The organism is Caulobacter sp., from assembly GCF_017744445.1.
Classification (GTDB): domain Bacteria; phylum Pseudomonadota; class Alphaproteobacteria; order Caulobacterales; family Caulobacteraceae; genus Caulobacter.
In genome coordinates this window covers 148,266-164,228 of sequence record NZ_JAGIBH010000002.1, presented here as the reverse complement: position 1 = coordinate 164,228, position 15,963 = coordinate 148,266, and the positions used below count along the sequence as shown (strand labels likewise).

Sequence of the window (15,963 nt, the reverse complement as noted above, 5' to 3'; positions counted from 1 at the left end):
TCGCCAGGGCGTTTGCGCGAATGGGCGAATGGGTTCGCGGGCGGGCGGATGGGTTGCAGCTTGCGGGTATCGAGAAAGTTGTGTTCCTGTTATGTTCTATTTGAGAGCTAGCGATGGCTGTTGGTCCGGCCTTGCATGTTTGTATCTAATTGGATACGTTTCCGTGGTCGATGTTCTGGAAACCAAGGCCTTTATCGATTGGGTTGATGCTCTGCGAGACAGGCAGGCGCGCAACCTGGTCATCGGTCGTCTGTATCGTCTTCAGCGCGGTCTGTTCGGTGATGCGAGACCTGTTGGCGGCGGCGTCAGCGAACTGCGCATCCATGTTGGTCCCGGCTATCGCATCTACTTCGTCCGCCGAGGCGAACTCGTGGTGGTGCTGCTTTCGGGTGGCGACAAGGGTTCGCAGGCAGCGGATATCGAACGCGCAAAGGCGATGGCGGAAGCGCTCCAGGCGAGCGATTTGACGTCGTTGCGGATCTTCGGAGCAGACCCATGACGCTGGAATTGAGGCGTTTCGATCCCGCGAACTATCTCGAGGACGACGAGGATCTGGCGATTTTCCTGACTGACTGCCTGGAGAGCGGCCATACGGGCGTCATTCTCGACGCGTTGTCCGTGGCCGCTCGCGTGAAGGGTATGACCGAGGTCGCCGAGAAGGCCGGGTTAGGTCGCGAGAGCCTGTACAAGGCCCTGAAGGACGGCGCCTCGCCGCGGTTCGACACCGTGCTGCGGGTCATTCAGGCGCTGGGGCTGAAGCTGACCGTCTCCAAGGCGTCCGAAGCGGATGGCGACGCTGGCGACGAGGCCGCCGCCTGACCTCTGGCGACTCCGCGTAACGGCGATCTATACGAGGGATATGACCGCCGCTTCCAATCCGCCGCTGCTGGGGACCGCCCGTGAATGGGCGGCAGACCTGGCCGTGGGCGTGGGCGTCGGGTTGCTGCTCGGGCTGATGGGGCCGTTCGGGAGCTTCTTCAACGATAACCCGCCGCTGCGGATCGCCTACTGGGTCGGGACCACCTGCAGCGGCATGGTGTTCTTCGGGATCCTGACGCGGCTGGCCGCGGCGGGCGCGCTGCGGTTCGGTGTTCCGGACTGGGCCATCGTCCCGCCGGTCATCTTGCTAGGCAGCGCGATCCAGGGCTTGCCGCTGCGGGCCGTGGCGATCGCCATCTGGCCGCAGATCCAGCGGGCCGTGCCGCCGCTGGAATGGTACGGGCAGTGCGTGGCCATCACGACGCCGATCGTCCTGGCCTACTACTTCCTCCGCGTACGAGCGCACACGCGGGCGCTCACGCATACGCCCGCGCGCGAGGGGCTGGTCCCGGTGGCCGCGCCGGCGCCCGATCCGGGGGCGGTGCTCTATCTGAAGATGGAGGACCACTATGTCCGGATCCGCACCGAGCATGGCTCGCGGCTGGAGATGGGGCCGCTGGGGCGGGTGACGTCCGGCCTGTCCGGGATCGAGGGGCTGCAGGTTCACCGCTCGTGGTGGGTGGCGCGTCGGGCGATCGTGGGCGTGGAGCGCGATGGTCGGAACCTTCGGCTGAAGCTCGTGGACGGCGAAACCGCGCCGGTCAGCCGGGCCTCGGTGGCCAAGCTGCGGGCCGCCGGCTGGCTGGCCGAAGAAAATCCCGCCTGAGGGCTGCGGCGGGGCGTCGCGGCCTCGTCGAAACAGCCAAGCTTCAACCTGCGGATCGCCACCCGCAAAGCGCGAGCATGGCGTTCAAATTCCCGCGACGGAACGCCGCAATCTCGCCTCATGAGCGAACGGAAAGGCAGCTGAGCCTTACTGGCGTAACGCCGTTCGGATCGTTGCAAGCGCACGGATTTTAGGGATCTTTACCGCCGAATTAGGGGTTTCTCAGAGGCCCCTGCGACGCCTGCGACCAATGTGACCAAGGGCCCGCGGGCCGCTTGCACCCGATTCGCAAATCAGATTAACCATTCGGCCAACGGAAACATTCACCATTAACCAGTCTTAAATTAACTCTACGCCACAGTGGCCGCAGGGTTTATCGGCGGACTTCCGCCTAAGACGTTCGAATACGCCAGCTTTGGCGTGGAGGGGCTCATGCGCGTACTGTTGATCGAGGATGACAGCGCGACGGCGCAGACCATCGAACTGATGCTGAAGTCTGAAGGCTTCAACGTCTATACGACGGATCTGGGTGAGGAAGGCGTCGATCTGGGCAAGATCTACGACTACGATCTCATCCTGCTCGACCTCAATCTTCCGGATATGAGCGGCATTGATGTTCTGCGCACCCTGCGGGTCGCGAAGATCAACACGCCGATCATGATCCTGTCGGGCTCGTCGGAAATCGACACGAAGGTGAAGACCTTCTCGGGCGGCGCCGACGACTACATGACCAAGCCGTTCCACAAGGACGAAATGATCGCCCGCATCCACGCGGTGGTTCGTCGTTCGAAGGGTCACGCTCAATCGGTCATCAAGACCGGCGACATCATCGTGAACCTGGACGCCAAGACGGTCGAAGTGAACGGCAACCGCGTTCACCTGACCGGCAAAGAGTACCAGATGCTCGAGCTGCTCTCCCTGCGTAAGGGCACGACCCTGACCAAGGAAATGTTCCTGAACCACCTGTACGGCGGCATGGACGAGCCCGAGCTGAAGATCATCGACGTCTTCATCTGCAAGCTGCGCAAGAAGCTGGCGGCCTCGGCCCATGGCAAGCACCACATCGAGACGGTCTGGGGCCGCGGCTACGTGCTGCGCGACCCGAACGAAGCGGTCAACGCCGCCTAAGGTCTCCAAGTTTCAGTAAGCGTAACAGTAAAAGCGTACCCAAGACGCCCACCGGAAACGGTGGGCGTTTTCTTTTATCGATCATATGGTTACGCTTCGGCCGTTAACCGACGTTAACCATGCCGTGACAAATCGACCGAAGCGCCGAATAGTTCTTGCCGCCGAGGGCGCGCCTGAGCATGTTCCGGCCCGACAGTTGCTGGGGGGCTTCTCGGCCGTGTCATTTTGACTTGCGCGGCATCGAACCGACGGGGGCACGATGCAGGAATTTGATCCGCGACGCAGCGCAACGCGCTGGGCGCCGAGGGTTTTCACCGCCGTGGCCGGCCTTGCCGCCTTGAGCCTGGGCTGGAAGCTGACCGCCGATGACGCCAAGACTCCGGGCGCGGAGAAGGCCGCGCTGGATCCCGCCGCCCTGGTCGCCCTGCAACACGTCGCCTTCGCCAGCGCCGAGGCTCAGCCCGGCTTCGAGCGTCCCGAGAACGTCGCCGTCAAGGTTCGTCCGGGTGAGACCTTGCAAGGCGCCGTGCAGCGCGCCGGCGTCGCCCCGGAAGACGCCCAGGCCGTGGTCGCCACCCTGCAAGGCGCGATCGACACCGTGAACATCAAGGCCGGCATGGCCTTCGAGGCCGCCATCGCCCAGCGTCGCGGCCAGCGTGGCCCGGCCCGCCTGATCGGCCTGTCCATGCGGGCCAGCCCGTCCTCGACCCTGACCGTCTCGCGCACCTTCGACGGCGCCATGCGCCTGCGCGAGCTGGAGGAAAAGGTCCGCGACGAGCAGAAGGTGGCGTGCGGCGAGATGAACGGCTCGTTCTACGAGAGCGTGGCCAATGTCGGCGGCACGCCGGCCATCATCAGCCAGGCGGCCAAGCTGTTCTCGCACAAGATCGACTTCTCGCGCGACATCAAGGAAGGCGACCGCTTCTGCCTGGTGTTCGACCGCAAGGTCACCGAGAGCGGCCGCACCATCGAGGCCGGCGATCTCGAATATGCCGAGGTCAAGGGCCAGAAGTTCTACGCCTTCGACCGGAAAGACAGCGACGGCAAGAGCCAGTTCTTCGACGAGTTTGGCAAGAACATCAAAGGCTTCCTGCTGCGCACGCCGGTGGACGGCGCGCGGATCACCTCGGTGTTCGGCACCCGCAAGCACCCGGTGCTGGGCTACACCCGCGCCCACAAGGGCGTCGACTTCGGGGCCGGCACCGGCACCCCGATCCTGGCCGCCGGCGACGGCGTCGTGCTGGAGGCCCGCCGCTGGAGCGGCTACGGCAACTGGCTGCGCATCCGCCATTCGGGCCAGTGGGACACCGGCTATGGCCACATCTCGCGTTACGCGCCGGGCATCCGCGCCGGCACGCGCGTGCGCCAGGGCCAGGTCGTGGCCTATGTCGGCTCGACGGGTCTGGCGACCGGTCCGCATCTGCACTACGAGGTCTGGCTGAAGGGCGAGCGGGTCAATCCGATCGGCGCCAAGGTGCCGCAAGGCACCATCCTGGCGGGCTCGGAACTGGCCTCGTTCAAGTCGCAGAAGTCGCGCATCGACCGCATGCTGGCGGCCGGCGGCGAGGCGGTCAGCGGCGAGGACACCCCGAAGCTGGCCCAGGCCGACCTGGACAAGGTCAAGCTGCGCTAGGACGAGCCAGAGCGGTTGCGCGGTAGGCGTGATCGGCTATTCAGGCGGCATGGACAACGTCACCGCTCGCGTCGCCGCGCAGTACACGGCCTATAGCTATCCTGAGGCCTTCGCCGACCTGGATGTCAGGATGAAGGCCGGCCACGTCGACTTCGGCGACCCTGCGTATTTCGGGCCGATGTTCTGGCCCGAGGGGCGGTCGACGCCGCCGCGGATCCTGGTGGCGGGTTGCGGCACCGTCCAGGCCTCGGTGATCGCCTACTCGAACCCGGATTCCCAGGTTGTCGGCATCGACATCTCCGACGCCAGCCTGGGGCACCAGCGCTATCTGCGCGAAACGTTCGGCCTGAAAAATCTCGAGCTCTATCAAGGCGACCTGCGTGACGTCGGCAAGATCGGCGGGACGTTCGACCTGATCGTCTCGACGGGCGTGCTGCACCACATGGCCGATCCGGCCTCGGGGCTGTCGGCCCTGAAGTCGGTGCTGTCGCCCGACGGCGCCATGTTCATCATGCTCTACGCCTCGATCGGCCGCGCCGGCGTCTATCTGGTGCAGGACGCGCTTCGGCGCATGGGGGTGTCCCAGACCCCCGAGGACGTGGCCTTCGTAAGGGCGCTGCTCGACAAGCTGCCGCCCGGCCATCCCGTGCAGTGGTACCGCAGCTGCGCGACGGACCTGAGCTATGACGCGGGGATCGTGGATACGTTCCTGCATCCTCAGGACCGCGCCTACGACGTGTCGCAGATCATGGACTGGGTCAAAGGCGTCGGCCTGGGGTTCCAGTCGTGGATGGAGAACGCCCGGTACGAGCCCTATGCCCACCTGCCGGACATCGCGTCCAGGCTGGAGGCGCTGCCCGACGAGGATCGCTGGGCGGCGGTCGAGGCCCTTCTGGGCACGGCGATGCGCCACATGTTCATTCTGCGCCATCCTGACCGTGTGCATCGGGTGTCGTTCGAGGGGGATGACTACCTGGCGTATCGGCCCCGCGCTTTTCCCGACGCGTCGGTCGGTGTGCAGGATGGCCAGCGGCTGATCATCCGGGGATCCGCGGGCTTCCCCGTGAGCGAGGCCGAGACGCTTGTCTTCCCCTGGTGCGACGGTTCGCGAACGATCGCGGCAATGGAGGCGGACCCGGTTCTCGCCGGGTACGATCCGGCCGAACGCCGGGCGTTCCTCAAGGAACACTTCCAGCGGATGTGGCGTGTGGGTCTGATGATGTTCCAGCGCTAGCGGGCTAGCCCACCGCCGCCTGGATCCCCGCCAGCAGGTTCGCGGCGGTGATCGGCTTGGACACGTGCAAGTCCGCGCCCGCCGCCAGTGTCTGCTCCCGGTGGACGGTCAGGGCGTTGGCGCTGAGCATGATGATCGGGGTGCGGGCCGCGCCGGCCTCCAGCTCCAGGGCGCGGATGGCGCGGGTGGCGGCCAGGCCGTCCATACGCGGCATCTGCATGTCCATCAGCACGACGTCGAAGGTCCCGGCCTTGAAGGCGTCGATCGCCTCCAGCCCGTCGCCCACCGTGACCACCTCCGCGCCCTGGGTGGCCAGGATCAGCTGGGCGACGCGCTGGTTGGTCGGGTGATCCTCGACCAGCAGCACGCGCAGAGGGGCGTCGGAAGGCTCGATGGCGTCGGTCGACGTCTCGCGCACCTCCGGCGTCGCATCGATCGGCAACAGCGGCAGGAAGACGGTGAAGCGGCTGCCGGCGCCGGGCGTCGAGACCGCCGAGATCCGTCCGCCCATCATCTCGACCAGCGAATGGCAGATCGCCAGGCCCAGGCCCGTGCCGCCGAACCGGCGGCTGATCGAGGCGTCGGCCTGGTGGAAGCGGGCGAACAGGCCCGCGGCGTGCTCGGCGTCGAAGCCGATGCCGGTGTCCTCGACCTCCAGGGTCAGGCCCGCTGCCTGCGTGGCGACGCGGAAGGTGACGCCGCCGTCTTCCGTGAACTTGATGGCGTTGGACAGCAGGTTGCCGACCACCTGGCCGATGCGCGTGCCGTCGCCCAGGTAACGGCCGCGCACCTCGCCCTCGACCTGGAAGGACAGGCCCTTCTCCTCGGCGCGGTGGCGCATGACCTCGATGCCGGGGCGCAGGGTCTGGTCCAGGCAGAACGCGCGCTCTTCCAGCCGCAGCTGGCCGGCCTCGATCTTGGCGACATCCAGGAAGTCCGAGACCAGCCGCTCCAGTGTGGCGCCGCTGTCGCGGATCAGCCCGACCATCTCGGCCTGATCAGCGTTGAGCGGCGTGCGCGACAGGGCGTCGACGATGCCGATCACGCCGTTCAGCGGCGTGCGGATCTCGTGGCTGATATTGGCCAGGAAGTCGGTCTTGGCGCGGTTGGAGGCCTCGGCGGCGGCCTTGGCCTCGACCAGGGCGCGCTCGGCCTCCACCCGTTCGGTGACGTCGCGGGCCACGCCATAGATGCGGTCGCCCAGCCGCTGGGCCCGCCATTCGAAGGTCAGGTAGTGGCCGTCCTTGTGCCGGTAGCGGTTGGTGTAGCCGACGACCGCATCGCCATCCTTGCGGTTCTCGACCTCGATGACGCTGCTCAGCGTGCCGGGCATGTCCTCGGGATGGACCAGGCGCAGCAGCTTCTGGCCTTCCATCTCCTTGGGGTCGTGACCCAGCTTGGTCAGCCACGAGCCGCTGGCCTTGAGCACGCGGCCCTCGATGTCGCGGATGATCAGCAGGTCCAGCGAGACGTCGAAGAAGGCGATGATGTCCTCGGACAGGGTCTTGTGGACGGCCGTCTGGGTCATCGCGACCAGGTCCCTCGCTGACATCGAAAGCTAGAACATCGATATCAGTGACGCTTGAGTAGCGTGACAACCCTGGGAAGATTGCCTGAGAAGACTTGTAGCCTGCGGCGAAATGTCTCCGTGAAGAACGATGTTATTCAAAGTCGTTCAACGAATATTTCCATGAACGCCCGGCTGTGGTCGTGATTGAAGCGCGCCGCCCTGCGCCCTAGAAGCGGCGCTTCGACCGCCCTTCGAGACGCCTTGCTTGTCCAGTTCCTCCGCCGACCTCTATCGCGACAAGCGTTTCGTCATCGGCATGGCCGTGCTGTGCTGCCTGCTGTGGGGCAGCGCGTTTCCGGCGGTGAAGGCCGGCTACGCCCTGCTGCATGTGGCCAAGACCGACACGGCGACGCAGATGCTGTTCGCCGGCTGGCGGTTCCTGGCAGCGGGGCTGATCCTGCTGGTCCTGGCGCTGGTCAATCGCAAGCCCGTCGCCATTCCGCGCGATCAGGTCGGACGGATCGTCGGCCTGGGCCTGTTTCAGACCACCGTGCAGTACGTGTTCTTCTATGTCGGCCTGGCCCACGCCACCGGCGTGAAGTCGTCGATCATGAACGCCACCGGCGCGTTCTTCGGCGTGATCCTGGCCCACTTCCTGTTCGAGGACGACCGCCTGACCCCGCGCAAGGTCGCCGGCTGCCTGCTGGGCTTCGCCGGCGTGCTGGCCGTGAACCTTGGCGGCAAGGGGCTGGACTTTGAGTTCAGCCTGCTGGGCGAAGGCTTCGTGGTCATCGCCGCCGCCGTGCTGGCCGCGGGCTCGATCTGGGGCAAGGCCATCTCGCGGACGATCGACCCGATGGTGATGACGGGCTGGCAGCTGGCCATCGGCGGGGCGGCCTTGCTGGCGATCGGCGAGGTCGCGGGCGGACATCTGGGCGGCTTCGACGCGCGGTCGCTGACCCTGCTGGCCTATATGGCGGCGCTGTCGGCGGCCGCTTTCGCGCTGTGGAGCCTGCTGATCAAGCACAACCCCGTCGGCATGCTGGCGGTGTTCAACTTCCTGATCCCGGTGTTCGGGGTGCTGCTGTCGGCGGTGTTCCTGCATGAGCCGGTGCTGGCCTGGAAGAACGCCGCCGCCCTGGCGCTGGTGTGCGCGGGGATCTGGCTGGTGACGCGCAAACCCCAGGCCAAACCCCAATAAACCGCTCATCCCCGCGAAAGCGGGGACCCAAGCGGCCCTTCAGGATTTGGCGCGGCCGAACTCCAATCTTCGGACTCGGCTTGGGTCCCCGCTTTCGCGGGGATGAGCGGTGTGGGAGTCAGTTGACGCCAGCGACGGCCAACAACGCCGCCAGCCCAACCTGCATCCCCTTCACGCTGTCGGCCTTCTCGACGTCGATCCATTCGTCCAGGGCGTGGGCGCGGCCGGCCTTGCCGCCGGCGCCGATGGTGACGGCGGGGATGCCGAGGCTCATCGGCACGTTGCTGTCGGTCGAGCTGTCCTCGTGCTGGGGCGTGAAGCCCAGGGCGGTGATCGCGCCCGCCGTCAGCTTCACGATCTCCGCCGTCTGGGGCGTGTTCCCCGCCGGGCGTTCGCCGATCACCTTGGCCTCGTAGCTGATCTTGCCGTTGCGGGTGTCGCGCGCGGCGTTCTCGCCGGCGACGACCTTGTCCAGGATGCCGATGAAGGTCTGGTCCAGCTTGGCCAGTTCGGCGGCGCTTTCCGAGCGCATGTCGAACTCCATGAACACCGCGTTCGGGATCGAGTTCACTGAGGTGCCGCCGCCCGTGACGCTGGCCGAATAGGTCACCTTCGGGGCCTTCGGTGCCTGTACGGCGTAGAGGTCGACCACGGCCTGGCTCATCGCCGCCATCGGATTGACGATGCCGAACGCGCCGTAGCTGTGGCCGCCCGGACCCTTGAAGGTGACGCGATAGCGCTTGGAGCCCACGCCCTTGTCGACGATCCGCGACGGGTCCGAGCCGTCCATCGAGAAGAAGGCGCTGATCCGACCCTTGTACGGACCCTTGTTGAACAGGAACCGCGTGCCGCGCAGGTCGCCGGGGCCTTCCTCGCCGACATTGCCGACGAACAGAATGTCGCTCTTGGTCTTGACGCCCGCCGCGTCCAGGGCGCGCAGATAGGCCAGCAGGGTAGCCAGGGACCGGGTGTCGTCGCCAATGCCGGGGGCCATCAGCTTCGTGCCCTCGCGCTTGACCTTCACGTCCGTGCCTTCGGGGAAGACGGTGTCCAGGTGGGCGGCGATGACCACGAACGGGCCCTTGCCCTTGGTCGCCGTGCCAGGGCGCACGCCCATGACATTGCCCTCGGCGTCCATCTCGACATTGGTCAGGCCGTGGGCCTTCAGCATCTCCAGATAGGCCTTGGCGCGCGCCTCTTCCTTGAACGGCGGGGCCGGGATCTCGGTCAGGGTGACGATGTCGGCGACCGTGCGGTCGTAGTCGGCGTCCAGCTTGGCCACGGCCTTCTTGAACGCCGGCGAGGCGACCAGCTTGGCGGGGTCTGCCGCGGCCGAGGCGGGCAGGGCGACCAGGGCGACGGCGAGCGCGAGCAGGGAGGGGCGGAGCATGCGGTGGCGTCCTAAACAATCCAAGACTCAACCCCTATCCGATTTCCCCGGCGAAAGCCGGGGCCCAGATTCATCCGGAGAGGTTTGGGTGTTCGCGCCTAACGCTCTGTCCGCTTCCGAAGCGCTCATGTGTTCGATCTGGGCCCCGGCTTTCGCCGGGGAGACGGGTTAGGGAGTGTTAGTCAAACACGATCACCGATCGCGCCAGCTCCCCGCGCTTCAGCTCGTCGAACGCCGAGTTGACGTCCTCCAGCTTGATCCGGCGCGAGATCAGTTCGTCCAGCTTCAGCCGGCCTTGCATGTAGAAATCCACCAGCCGCGGCATGTCGACCGGGAAGCGGTTGGAGCCCATATAGCTGCCCTGGATGCGGCGCTCGCCCAGGAAATCGACGCCGTGCAGCTCGATCTTGGTGCCGACCGGGATCATGCCGATCACGTTGGCCGTGCCGCCCCGGCGCAGCATCTTGAAGGAAGCCTCGGCGGTGGCCTTCAGGCCGATGGCCTCGAAGCTGTGGTGCACGCCGCCGCCGGTCAGCTCGACCACGGCCTTGGCGATATCGTCGACCGCCGAGCCGTCGATGACGTCGGTGGCGCCGAACTGCTTGGCCAGCTCCAGCTTGGAGGCCACGCGGTCGATGGCGATGATCCGTCCGGCCCCAGCGATGGCCGCGCCGTTGATGGTGGCCAGGCCCACGCCGCCGCAGCCGATCACGGCCACGGTCTCGCCCGGCCGGACGTTGGAGGTGTGCATCACCGCGCCGACCCCCGTCATCACCGAGCAGCCGATCAGGGCGGCGCGGTCGAACGGCATGTCCTTGCGGATGGCGACGCAGGCGTGCTCGTGCACCAGCATGTACTCGGCGAAGGACGACAGGTTCAGGAACTGGGCCATCTTGCCGTTGCCGCCGCCGCCCAGGTCTTCCTTGAACAGCCGGGGCTCGGCGTCCTTGGGTCGCTTGGTCTCGGGGCTGATGCACAGGTTCATGTGCCCGGTCAGGCAGACCTCGCAGTGGCCGCAATAGGGGTTGAGGCAGGTGATCACGTGGTCGCCGACCTTCACGGTCCGCACCTCGTCGCCAACCGCCTCGACGATGCCGGCGCTCTCGTGGCCCAGCACGGCGGGCAGGGGGTGGTTGTAGGAGCCCTCGATGAAGTGCAGGTCGGAGTGGCAGACGCCGGCCGCCTTGGTGCGGATCAGCACCTCGCGCGGGCCGGGCTTGCCGATGGCCACGGTCTCGATCTCGAGGGGCTTGCCCACCTCGCGCAGAACAGCGGCCTTCATGCGTCTCTCCCTTTGACTTGCCGGGAGACTAGCGTTCGCCGAGGGGCGAGCGGAAGAGGAAATTCGAACAAATGTTTAGTCGGCGACCTCGACGGGATCGGCGACCAAGGCGGTCCGCTCTGCCAGGTCGTTGATGCGCGCGAAATAGTCCTGGAAATGCAGCGTCTGGCGGTGGGCGGCCACGGCGGCGTTGTCGACATAGAGCTCGTCCAGCACGAAGCGCGTCGCGTCGGCTTGGTCGCGCCAGATGTCCCAGCGCAGGTTGCCCGGCTCGGCGCGGCTGGGGGCGACCATGCCGGACAGCAGGGTCCACAGCGCTTGCGCCTTGCCCGGGCGGGCGGTCAGGATGGCCACGATCTTCACGGTGTTCGACATCGTAGGAGTTCCTCGTTCAGAGACCGGGCGGCCGGTGTACCGACCGCCCAGGCCGTCAGGGATTAGGCCGCCTTCAGCGACCGGTCGAGCGCGGCGACCAGCGTCGCGGCCAGCGGGTGGTCCGAGCGCGGGTTCTGGCCGGTGATCAGCTCGCGGTCCTCGATCACGTTCGGCTCGAAGTTCACCGGGTTGGTGCTCACCTTGCCGCCGGCGATTTCAAGCGCGTCGGCGACGTTGAAGAACAGCTTGTCGTGCAGGATGTGCTCCTCGACGACCTTCTCTTCGCTGTTGGAGAAGATGGTCATGTTGTAGCCGGCATAGGGCCAGCCCTTGGCCAGCTGCGCGGCCCTGGCGGTGTCGCCGGCGATCAGGGCGGCGCGGAAGCCGGCGGCGTCATCGATGGCCGAGGCGATGGCGATCGGGCCGTGGCACAGCAGGGCCGTCGGCTGACCACGGTCGTGGAAGTGGCGCAGGATCACGCCGGTCTCGGCGTCCTGCATCAGGTCGACCCCCGGAGCCTGGCCGCCGGGCACGAACACGCCGACGAAGTTGTCCAGACCCTCGCCGATCACCGAGCGCAGGGTGCGCGGCTGGTTCATGGCCGGATCGGTCTCGTAGAAGGCCTTGCCCCGCTCATAGGCGGCCTGGTCGTTGTCGAAGTGACCGGCGTCGTCCGAGGCCGGATCGATGTAGGGCTTCGCACCCGTAGGCGTGGCCAGCACGATCTCGTAGCCGGCCTCGACCAGCGCCATGGCCGGCACGACGGTCTCGTTCAGATATTGGCCGGTGGCGCCCAGGCCGCCGCGCACCTCGATCTGCGTAGCGTTCGAGCCGATGATGAGAACCTTACCCTTGGACATGTTGGCCTCCTGAGCCGGTTGTTGGCGTCCCCTCGGGACAGACCAAACATGCGCCGGACGCAAGTATTCCAGAACTTTATTGATGTGATCTTGGATATCCATCAGGCTGATATCTGATGCGATACGACCTGAACCTGCTGCCGATCTTCGTGGCCCTGATGGAAGAGCGCAGCGTCACGCGCGCGGCCCAGCGCCTGGGCATCACCCAGCCGGCCCTGTCGAACGCCCTCGCGCGGCTGCGCACGACGATGCGCGACCCACTGTTCATCCGCGAGCGCTACGGCGTGCGGCCCACCCAGATGGCCGAGGAGCTGGCCCCGGTGATCGCCGCGGCCCTGGCCCGGCTGGACGACGCCATCCTGGGGCAGCAGGACTTCGATCCGGGGGAGGCCGTGCGCCTCTTCACCATCGCGCCCAACAGCTATGTCGAGTTCGTGCTGGCCCCGGCGATCGTCACGCGGCTGCGCGAGCGGGCGCCGGGCATCAAGCTGCGGCTCATGCCGTTCGGCAATGACCTGACCGAGACGGGGGTGATGTCAGGCGACACGGCGATGGTGCTGGGGCGCATCGTCGATCCGCCGGACAATCTGGTCGTGCAGCACCTGATGGACGAGGGCCTGTCCTGCGTGGTGCGCGCCGATCATCCGGAGATCGGCGACACGCTCTCGCGCGAGCAGTACGAGCGGCTGAAACACGTCAACGTGCTGCCGCCGGGGCGAATGCGGACGGGCCTGTTCCAGGCGCTGGATCAGCGGGGCCTAAGGCGTGAGGTGGCCGTGTCGGTCACCCACTTCCTGGCGGTGCCGGAGATGGTGGCGGCCACGGACTACTGCGCGACCTTGCCGAACCTGATCTGCCGCCATCTGACGCGCGATCCACGGCTCAAGGTGCTGCCGGCCCCCGTCGATCTGGGGACCTTCCCGGTGCAGATGGGCTGGCACGTGCGTTATCGGCAGGATCCCGCGCACCGCTGGCTGCGGGCGCTGATCGCCGAGGTGGCAGGAGAAGTGGCGGTTTAGGCCGCGAGCTGGATCTGGCGCTCGGGCAGGATACGGCTGACGGCCAGCAGGACCGTCATGTCGCCCTCACCCGAGGTGATCACGGCCGAGACCAGCGGCGAGTCCTCGCCATCGCCCAGGGGCGGCGGGGCGTTGATGTGTTCGGCCTCGACGGTGAAGCTGTCGCAGACCGCGTCGACCAGCAGGCCGGCGACGTCGTTCTGGTTCTCGACCACGATGATCACCTGGCGGGCGCCGTCCTGCGCCGCGCCCTTGCCCAGGCGCCACGACAGGTCGATGACCGGCATGACCTGGCCACGCAGGTTGATGACGCCGCGCACATAGGGCGGCGCCTCGGGCAGAGGGGTTGGCGGGGTGACGCCGCGGATCTCGCGGACGGCGCTGACGGGCACGCAATAGGTCTGGGCGCCAACCTCGAACGACAGGACCTGCAGGGCCTGGCCTTGGGCGTACGACACGGTGCTGGACATGGCGATCTCCGTAGCGCGGAGGTCGCTTGGAACCCCCGTTCGACACCACCCTGGCGCAAAAAGGTGAACAAACCGGTTCCGCCGATCGTTGAATAGGTCCGTTGAATGCTCCGTTCAGGCGCCGTTCAGGGACGAAGTCCGATCGTCATCTTCGACGCTGGACGACGCGAAGGGCGCCGGGAAGCGAAACCCAAGGAGGGCTCCATGGCCCGCAACCTGTTCAGCACGATCGGCAAGGTCGCCGCCGGCGCGGCCGCCCTGTCGCTGGTCGTGGCGACGACCGCCTCGGCCGATCCGCGCTATCGTCATCACCGTGGTCACGGCAACGACACCGCCGCCGTGGCCGTCGCCGCCGGCATTGTCGGCCTGGCCGTCGGCGCCGCCATCTCGGACGGCAACCGAGGCGACCGCTACTACGACGATCGCTATTACGGCCGCCGCGCCTACGCCCCGCCGCCCCCGCCGCGTTACGGCTATGGCTACGGCTACGCCCCTCGTCCGTACTATGGCGACCGCGAGTGCTGGACCACGCGCGACTACGATCGTTACGAGGGCGTCTACCGCGAGCGGACCGTCTGCCGCTAAGCCCTTCTGACAATTGGGCGGGCGTTGTGAGCCGACCGCCTGATACCGCGTAGGTCCGCCCCGACCGCGCGAGCCCCGAGGTCTCCGGACCTCGGGGTTTTTCGTGTCCTGAAATGGGGACTCGACTCTCTTGCGGAATGCGAACAAAAAAGGAACATTACTGCCGACCGATGGAGGCCGTCATGTCGCTCGCCGCTGATTACGCTGTTTCGCAGAGCCCGTTTGGCGCGGGCCTCGCCCTGGCCGACGACCGCCTGGACATCGCCGAGGCCGTGCTGGCGGGCGCCTGGCGCACCCTGCGCGCGGCGGGCTTCGGCGAGGCCGAGGTCCAGGCCCTGTTCGACCAGATCGCCGACCGGCCGGAAGACCTGGCGCGGCGACTGAGGAAGATGGCGAATGCGGGGGCGTAGGGTCGTTTTGGGACGCTGCGCCCACAGCTCAAAAGATCCTGCCTTCCTAGGCCTTGTGCCTAGGACCCATCGTTCAGCTGCTACGGCTCGGCAGGGTGTGCGCCCACGCTGACGGCGTGCTCACGGGCAATCTCAGCCAAGTCGATCCATGGGTCCTAGGCACAAGGCCTAGGAAGGCAATTTGGGTGGGATGGGTACTGCGCCTTAGTGCAGCCGCTCCAGCAGCGCCCGCAGGATCTCCGCCCGCTGGGCGGTGTCCACCCCGATGCGGCCCGCCAGTTCGCGGATGCCGGCCGGATAGGCGTCGCCGCCGTCGGCGATCGTCTTGGCCTGGTCGGCCAGCTTGCGAAGGTCGCGATCCAGGCGCTCGACCTCTTCGCGGGCCAGCATGCGGGCCTCGTCCTGAAGGCGTTTGACGCGTTGGGCGGTGGACTCGGGGCCACGCCCCAGGTCGTAGACCTCGGCCACGCCCGGGACGGGCGACACGATCTTCAACGGCTTGCCGGCCATGGATTTGGGCTCCTTGGATCCGGGTCGGCTGACGCCAACCCACACCATAACAAAGCCCGGCTTAGCGTGAGCGTTCCGCCGGTTTTCCCGAACCCTCGGCAGCGTGGCCGCCGCGCCACAATGAGCGGCGCGGCGCCTCAAAACGCGTCAGTGCGAGGTGTGGCTGTAGGGGCTTTGCGAGGCCGACGGCGTCGCCGGCGCGGCTTGCGGGGCCGGTTGCGGCTGGGGCGCGTGAGCTTGCGGCGCGTGCTGCTGCGGTTGGGCCTGCGGTTGCGGCGGAGCCGGGCGGCGGAACTTCAGGCTGCGGCCCTGGAACTCGGCGCCGGTCTCCATGGCCAGCTGCTCATGGGTGATGTCGCCGTCGACGCGGGCGGTGCCGTACAGGCGCACGGCCTGGGCTGTGACCGAGCCGATGACCAGGCCGTGGACCTCGATGGCCTGGGCCACGACCGAACCTTCGATGCGCGCGTTCGGACCGACCACCAGCTTGCCCACCTTCACGTCGCCCAGCACCGCGCAGTCGACGTGCACCTCGACGTCGCCGACGATGTCGCCGCGCACGGTCAGGCCTTGCGAGAACAGCGAGGCGGGCTTGGGACGCGCGGGGGCGGCCTGCTGCGGCTGGACCTGCGCCGCCGGCGCTGCCGGGCGCGGTTGTTCCAGCGGAGTCAGGGCCAGCGACGCGGGGGCTTCTTTCTTCTTGGCGAACAT

The 15,963-nt window shown here is 67.0% G+C and carries 18 protein-coding genes; 10 read left to right on the top strand and 8 right to left on the bottom strand.

Annotation, left to right across the window (positions count from 1 at the left end):
• Positions 1-163 precede the first annotated feature (163 nt).
• The 6 genes from J7528_RS04180 to J7528_RS04155 all read left to right on the top strand — a co-directional run bounded on the left by J7528_RS04180 (position 164) and on the right by J7528_RS04155 (position 5,640).
• Complete coding sequence (locus tag J7528_RS04180) at positions 164-499, top strand: type II toxin-antitoxin system RelE/ParE family toxin (protein ID WP_291871647.1); 336 nt, start codon at positions 164-166, stop codon at positions 497-499.
• Entirely contained in the window at positions 496-819 is a 324-nt protein-coding gene (locus J7528_RS04175; RefSeq protein WP_291871646.1) for an addiction module antidote protein, read from the top strand. Before J7528_RS04180 ends, J7528_RS04175 begins: the two co-directional genes overlap by 4 nt.
• Positions 820-859: 40 nt before the next feature.
• Positions 860-1,645, top strand: a complete 786-nt coding sequence (locus J7528_RS04170; protein ID WP_291871643.1) for a LytTR family DNA-binding domain-containing protein — start codon at positions 860-862, stop codon at positions 1,643-1,645.
• A gap of 432 nt (positions 1,646-2,077) precedes the next feature.
• A complete protein-coding gene (gene ctrA / locus J7528_RS04165) occupies positions 2,078-2,773 on the top strand; it encodes a response regulator transcription factor CtrA (RefSeq protein WP_172271054.1) in 696 nt (231 codons plus the stop codon).
• A 259-nt stretch (positions 2,774-3,032) separates the two neighbouring features.
• Positions 3,033-4,406 (top strand): peptidoglycan DD-metalloendopeptidase family protein, encoded by a 1,374-nt coding sequence (locus J7528_RS04160; RefSeq protein ID WP_291871638.1) that lies wholly within the window; start codon positions 3,033-3,035, stop codon positions 4,404-4,406.
• A gap of 28 nt (positions 4,407-4,434) precedes the next feature.
• Complete coding sequence (locus J7528_RS04155) at positions 4,435-5,640, top strand: methyltransferase domain-containing protein (RefSeq protein ID WP_291871636.1); 1,206 nt, start codon at positions 4,435-4,437, stop codon at positions 5,638-5,640.
• 4 nt (positions 5,641-5,644) lie between these two features.
• Here J7528_RS04155 and J7528_RS04150 read toward each other — a convergent pair whose 3' ends face one another.
• Positions 5,645-7,168, bottom strand: a complete 1,524-nt coding sequence (locus tag J7528_RS04150; RefSeq protein WP_291871634.1) for an ATP-binding protein — start codon at positions 7,166-7,168, stop codon at positions 5,645-5,647.
• A gap of 298 nt (positions 7,169-7,466) precedes the next feature.
• On the opposite strand from J7528_RS04150, the gene J7528_RS04145 reads away from it, so the two are divergent.
• A complete protein-coding gene (locus tag J7528_RS04145; protein WP_291871859.1) occupies positions 7,467-8,351 on the top strand; it encodes a DMT family transporter in 885 nt (294 codons plus the stop codon).
• A gap of 118 nt (positions 8,352-8,469) precedes the next feature.
• On the opposite strand, the gene J7528_RS04140 is transcribed toward J7528_RS04145, so the two are convergent.
• The 4 genes from J7528_RS04140 to J7528_RS04125 all read right to left on the bottom strand — a co-directional run bounded on the left by J7528_RS04140 (position 8,470) and on the right by J7528_RS04125 (position 12,258).
• The gene (locus tag J7528_RS04140; RefSeq protein WP_291871632.1) at positions 8,470-9,741 is read right to left on the bottom strand and encodes a M20/M25/M40 family metallo-hydrolase; all 1,272 of its coding nucleotides are present in this window, start codon (positions 9,739-9,741) and stop codon (positions 8,470-8,472) included.
• A 178-nt stretch (positions 9,742-9,919) separates the two neighbouring features.
• Positions 9,920-11,023 (bottom strand): Zn-dependent alcohol dehydrogenase, encoded by a 1,104-nt coding sequence (locus J7528_RS04135; protein WP_291871630.1) that lies wholly within the window; start codon positions 11,021-11,023, stop codon positions 9,920-9,922.
• 75 nt (positions 11,024-11,098) lie between these two features.
• Positions 11,099-11,398 carry a putative quinol monooxygenase gene (locus tag J7528_RS04130; protein WP_291871628.1) on the bottom strand — a complete coding sequence of 100 codons (300 nt, stop codon included), beginning with the start codon at positions 11,396-11,398 and terminating at the stop codon, positions 11,099-11,101.
• A gap of 62 nt (positions 11,399-11,460) precedes the next feature.
• Complete coding sequence (locus J7528_RS04125) at positions 11,461-12,258, bottom strand: type 1 glutamine amidotransferase domain-containing protein (RefSeq protein ID WP_291871626.1); 798 nt, start codon at positions 12,256-12,258, stop codon at positions 11,461-11,463.
• Between the two features lie 116 nt (positions 12,259-12,374).
• On the opposite strand from J7528_RS04125, the gene J7528_RS04120 reads away from it, so the two are divergent.
• Positions 12,375-13,277: a LysR substrate-binding domain-containing protein gene (locus J7528_RS04120; protein ID WP_291871624.1), complete on the top strand. Its 903-nt coding sequence runs from the start codon at positions 12,375-12,377 to the stop codon at positions 13,275-13,277.
• Here the strand turns inward: J7528_RS04120 and J7528_RS04115 are convergent.
• Positions 13,274-13,747: a chemotaxis protein CheW gene (locus J7528_RS04115; RefSeq protein ID WP_291871622.1), complete on the bottom strand. Its 474-nt coding sequence runs from the start codon at positions 13,745-13,747 to the stop codon at positions 13,274-13,276. The genes J7528_RS04120 and J7528_RS04115 overlap by 4 nt on opposite strands.
• Before the next feature lie 204 nt (positions 13,748-13,951).
• On the opposite strand from J7528_RS04115, the gene J7528_RS04110 reads away from it, so the two are divergent.
• The gene (locus tag J7528_RS04110) at positions 13,952-14,332 is read left to right on the top strand and encodes a hypothetical protein (protein ID WP_291871620.1); all 381 of its coding nucleotides are present in this window, start codon (positions 13,952-13,954) and stop codon (positions 14,330-14,332) included.
• 182 nt (positions 14,333-14,514) lie between these two features.
• Positions 14,515-14,742, top strand: coding sequence for a hypothetical protein (locus J7528_RS04105; RefSeq protein WP_291871618.1), 228 nt, complete (start codon positions 14,515-14,517; stop codon positions 14,740-14,742).
• A gap of 204 nt (positions 14,743-14,946) precedes the next feature.
• Here J7528_RS04105 and J7528_RS04100 read toward each other — a convergent pair whose 3' ends face one another.
• Together J7528_RS04100 and J7528_RS04095 are read right to left on the bottom strand one after the other, a co-directional pair.
• The gene (locus J7528_RS04100) at positions 14,947-15,252 is read right to left on the bottom strand and encodes a hypothetical protein (RefSeq protein ID WP_291871616.1); all 306 of its coding nucleotides are present in this window, start codon (positions 15,250-15,252) and stop codon (positions 14,947-14,949) included.
• Between the two features lie 147 nt (positions 15,253-15,399).
• The gene (locus J7528_RS04095; protein ID WP_291871614.1) at positions 15,400-15,963 is read right to left on the bottom strand and encodes a polymer-forming cytoskeletal protein; all 564 of its coding nucleotides are present in this window, start codon (positions 15,961-15,963) and stop codon (positions 15,400-15,402) included.

Excerpts from the sequence above, each read along its gene's own strand:
- J7528_RS04175 (WP_291871646.1), top strand. The coding sequence starts at position 496 with ATGACGCTGGAATTGAGGCGTTTCGATCCCGCGAACTATCTCGAGGAC.
- J7528_RS04170 (WP_291871643.1), top strand. The coding sequence starts at position 860 with ATGACCGCCGCTTCCAATCCGCCGCTGCTGGGGACCGCCCGTGAATGG.
- ctrA (WP_172271054.1), top strand. The coding sequence starts at position 2,078 with ATGCGCGTACTGTTGATCGAGGATGACAGCGCGACGGCGCAGACCATC.
- J7528_RS04160 (WP_291871638.1), top strand. The coding sequence starts at position 3,033 with ATGCAGGAATTTGATCCGCGACGCAGCGCAACGCGCTGGGCGCCGAGG.
- J7528_RS04150 (WP_291871634.1), bottom strand. The coding sequence starts at position 7,168 with ATGACCCAGACGGCCGTCCACAAGACCCTGTCCGAGGACATCATCGCC.
- J7528_RS04145 (WP_291871859.1), top strand. The coding sequence starts at position 7,467 with ATGGCCGTGCTGTGCTGCCTGCTGTGGGGCAGCGCGTTTCCGGCGGTG.
- J7528_RS04140 (WP_291871632.1), bottom strand. The coding sequence starts at position 9,741 with ATGCTCCGCCCCTCCCTGCTCGCGCTCGCCGTCGCCCTGGTCGCCCTG.
- J7528_RS04135 (WP_291871630.1), bottom strand. The coding sequence starts at position 11,023 with ATGAAGGCCGCTGTTCTGCGCGAGGTGGGCAAGCCCCTCGAGATCGAG.
- J7528_RS04130 (WP_291871628.1), bottom strand. The coding sequence starts at position 11,398 with ATGTCGAACACCGTGAAGATCGTGGCCATCCTGACCGCCCGCCCGGGC.
- J7528_RS04125 (WP_291871626.1), bottom strand. The coding sequence starts at position 12,258 with ATGTCCAAGGGTAAGGTTCTCATCATCGGCTCGAACGCTACGCAGATC.
- J7528_RS04120 (WP_291871624.1), top strand. The coding sequence starts at position 12,375 with ATGCGATACGACCTGAACCTGCTGCCGATCTTCGTGGCCCTGATGGAA.
- J7528_RS04115 (WP_291871622.1), bottom strand. The coding sequence starts at position 13,747 with ATGTCCAGCACCGTGTCGTACGCCCAAGGCCAGGCCCTGCAGGTCCTG.
- J7528_RS04110 (WP_291871620.1), top strand. The coding sequence starts at position 13,952 with ATGGCCCGCAACCTGTTCAGCACGATCGGCAAGGTCGCCGCCGGCGCG.
- J7528_RS04105 (WP_291871618.1), top strand. The coding sequence starts at position 14,515 with ATGTCGCTCGCCGCTGATTACGCTGTTTCGCAGAGCCCGTTTGGCGCG.
- J7528_RS04100 (WP_291871616.1), bottom strand. The coding sequence starts at position 15,252 with ATGGCCGGCAAGCCGTTGAAGATCGTGTCGCCCGTCCCGGGCGTGGCC.
- J7528_RS04095 (WP_291871614.1), bottom strand. The coding sequence starts at position 15,963 with ATGTTCGCCAAGAAGAAAGAAGCCCCCGCGTCGCTGGCCCTGACTCCG.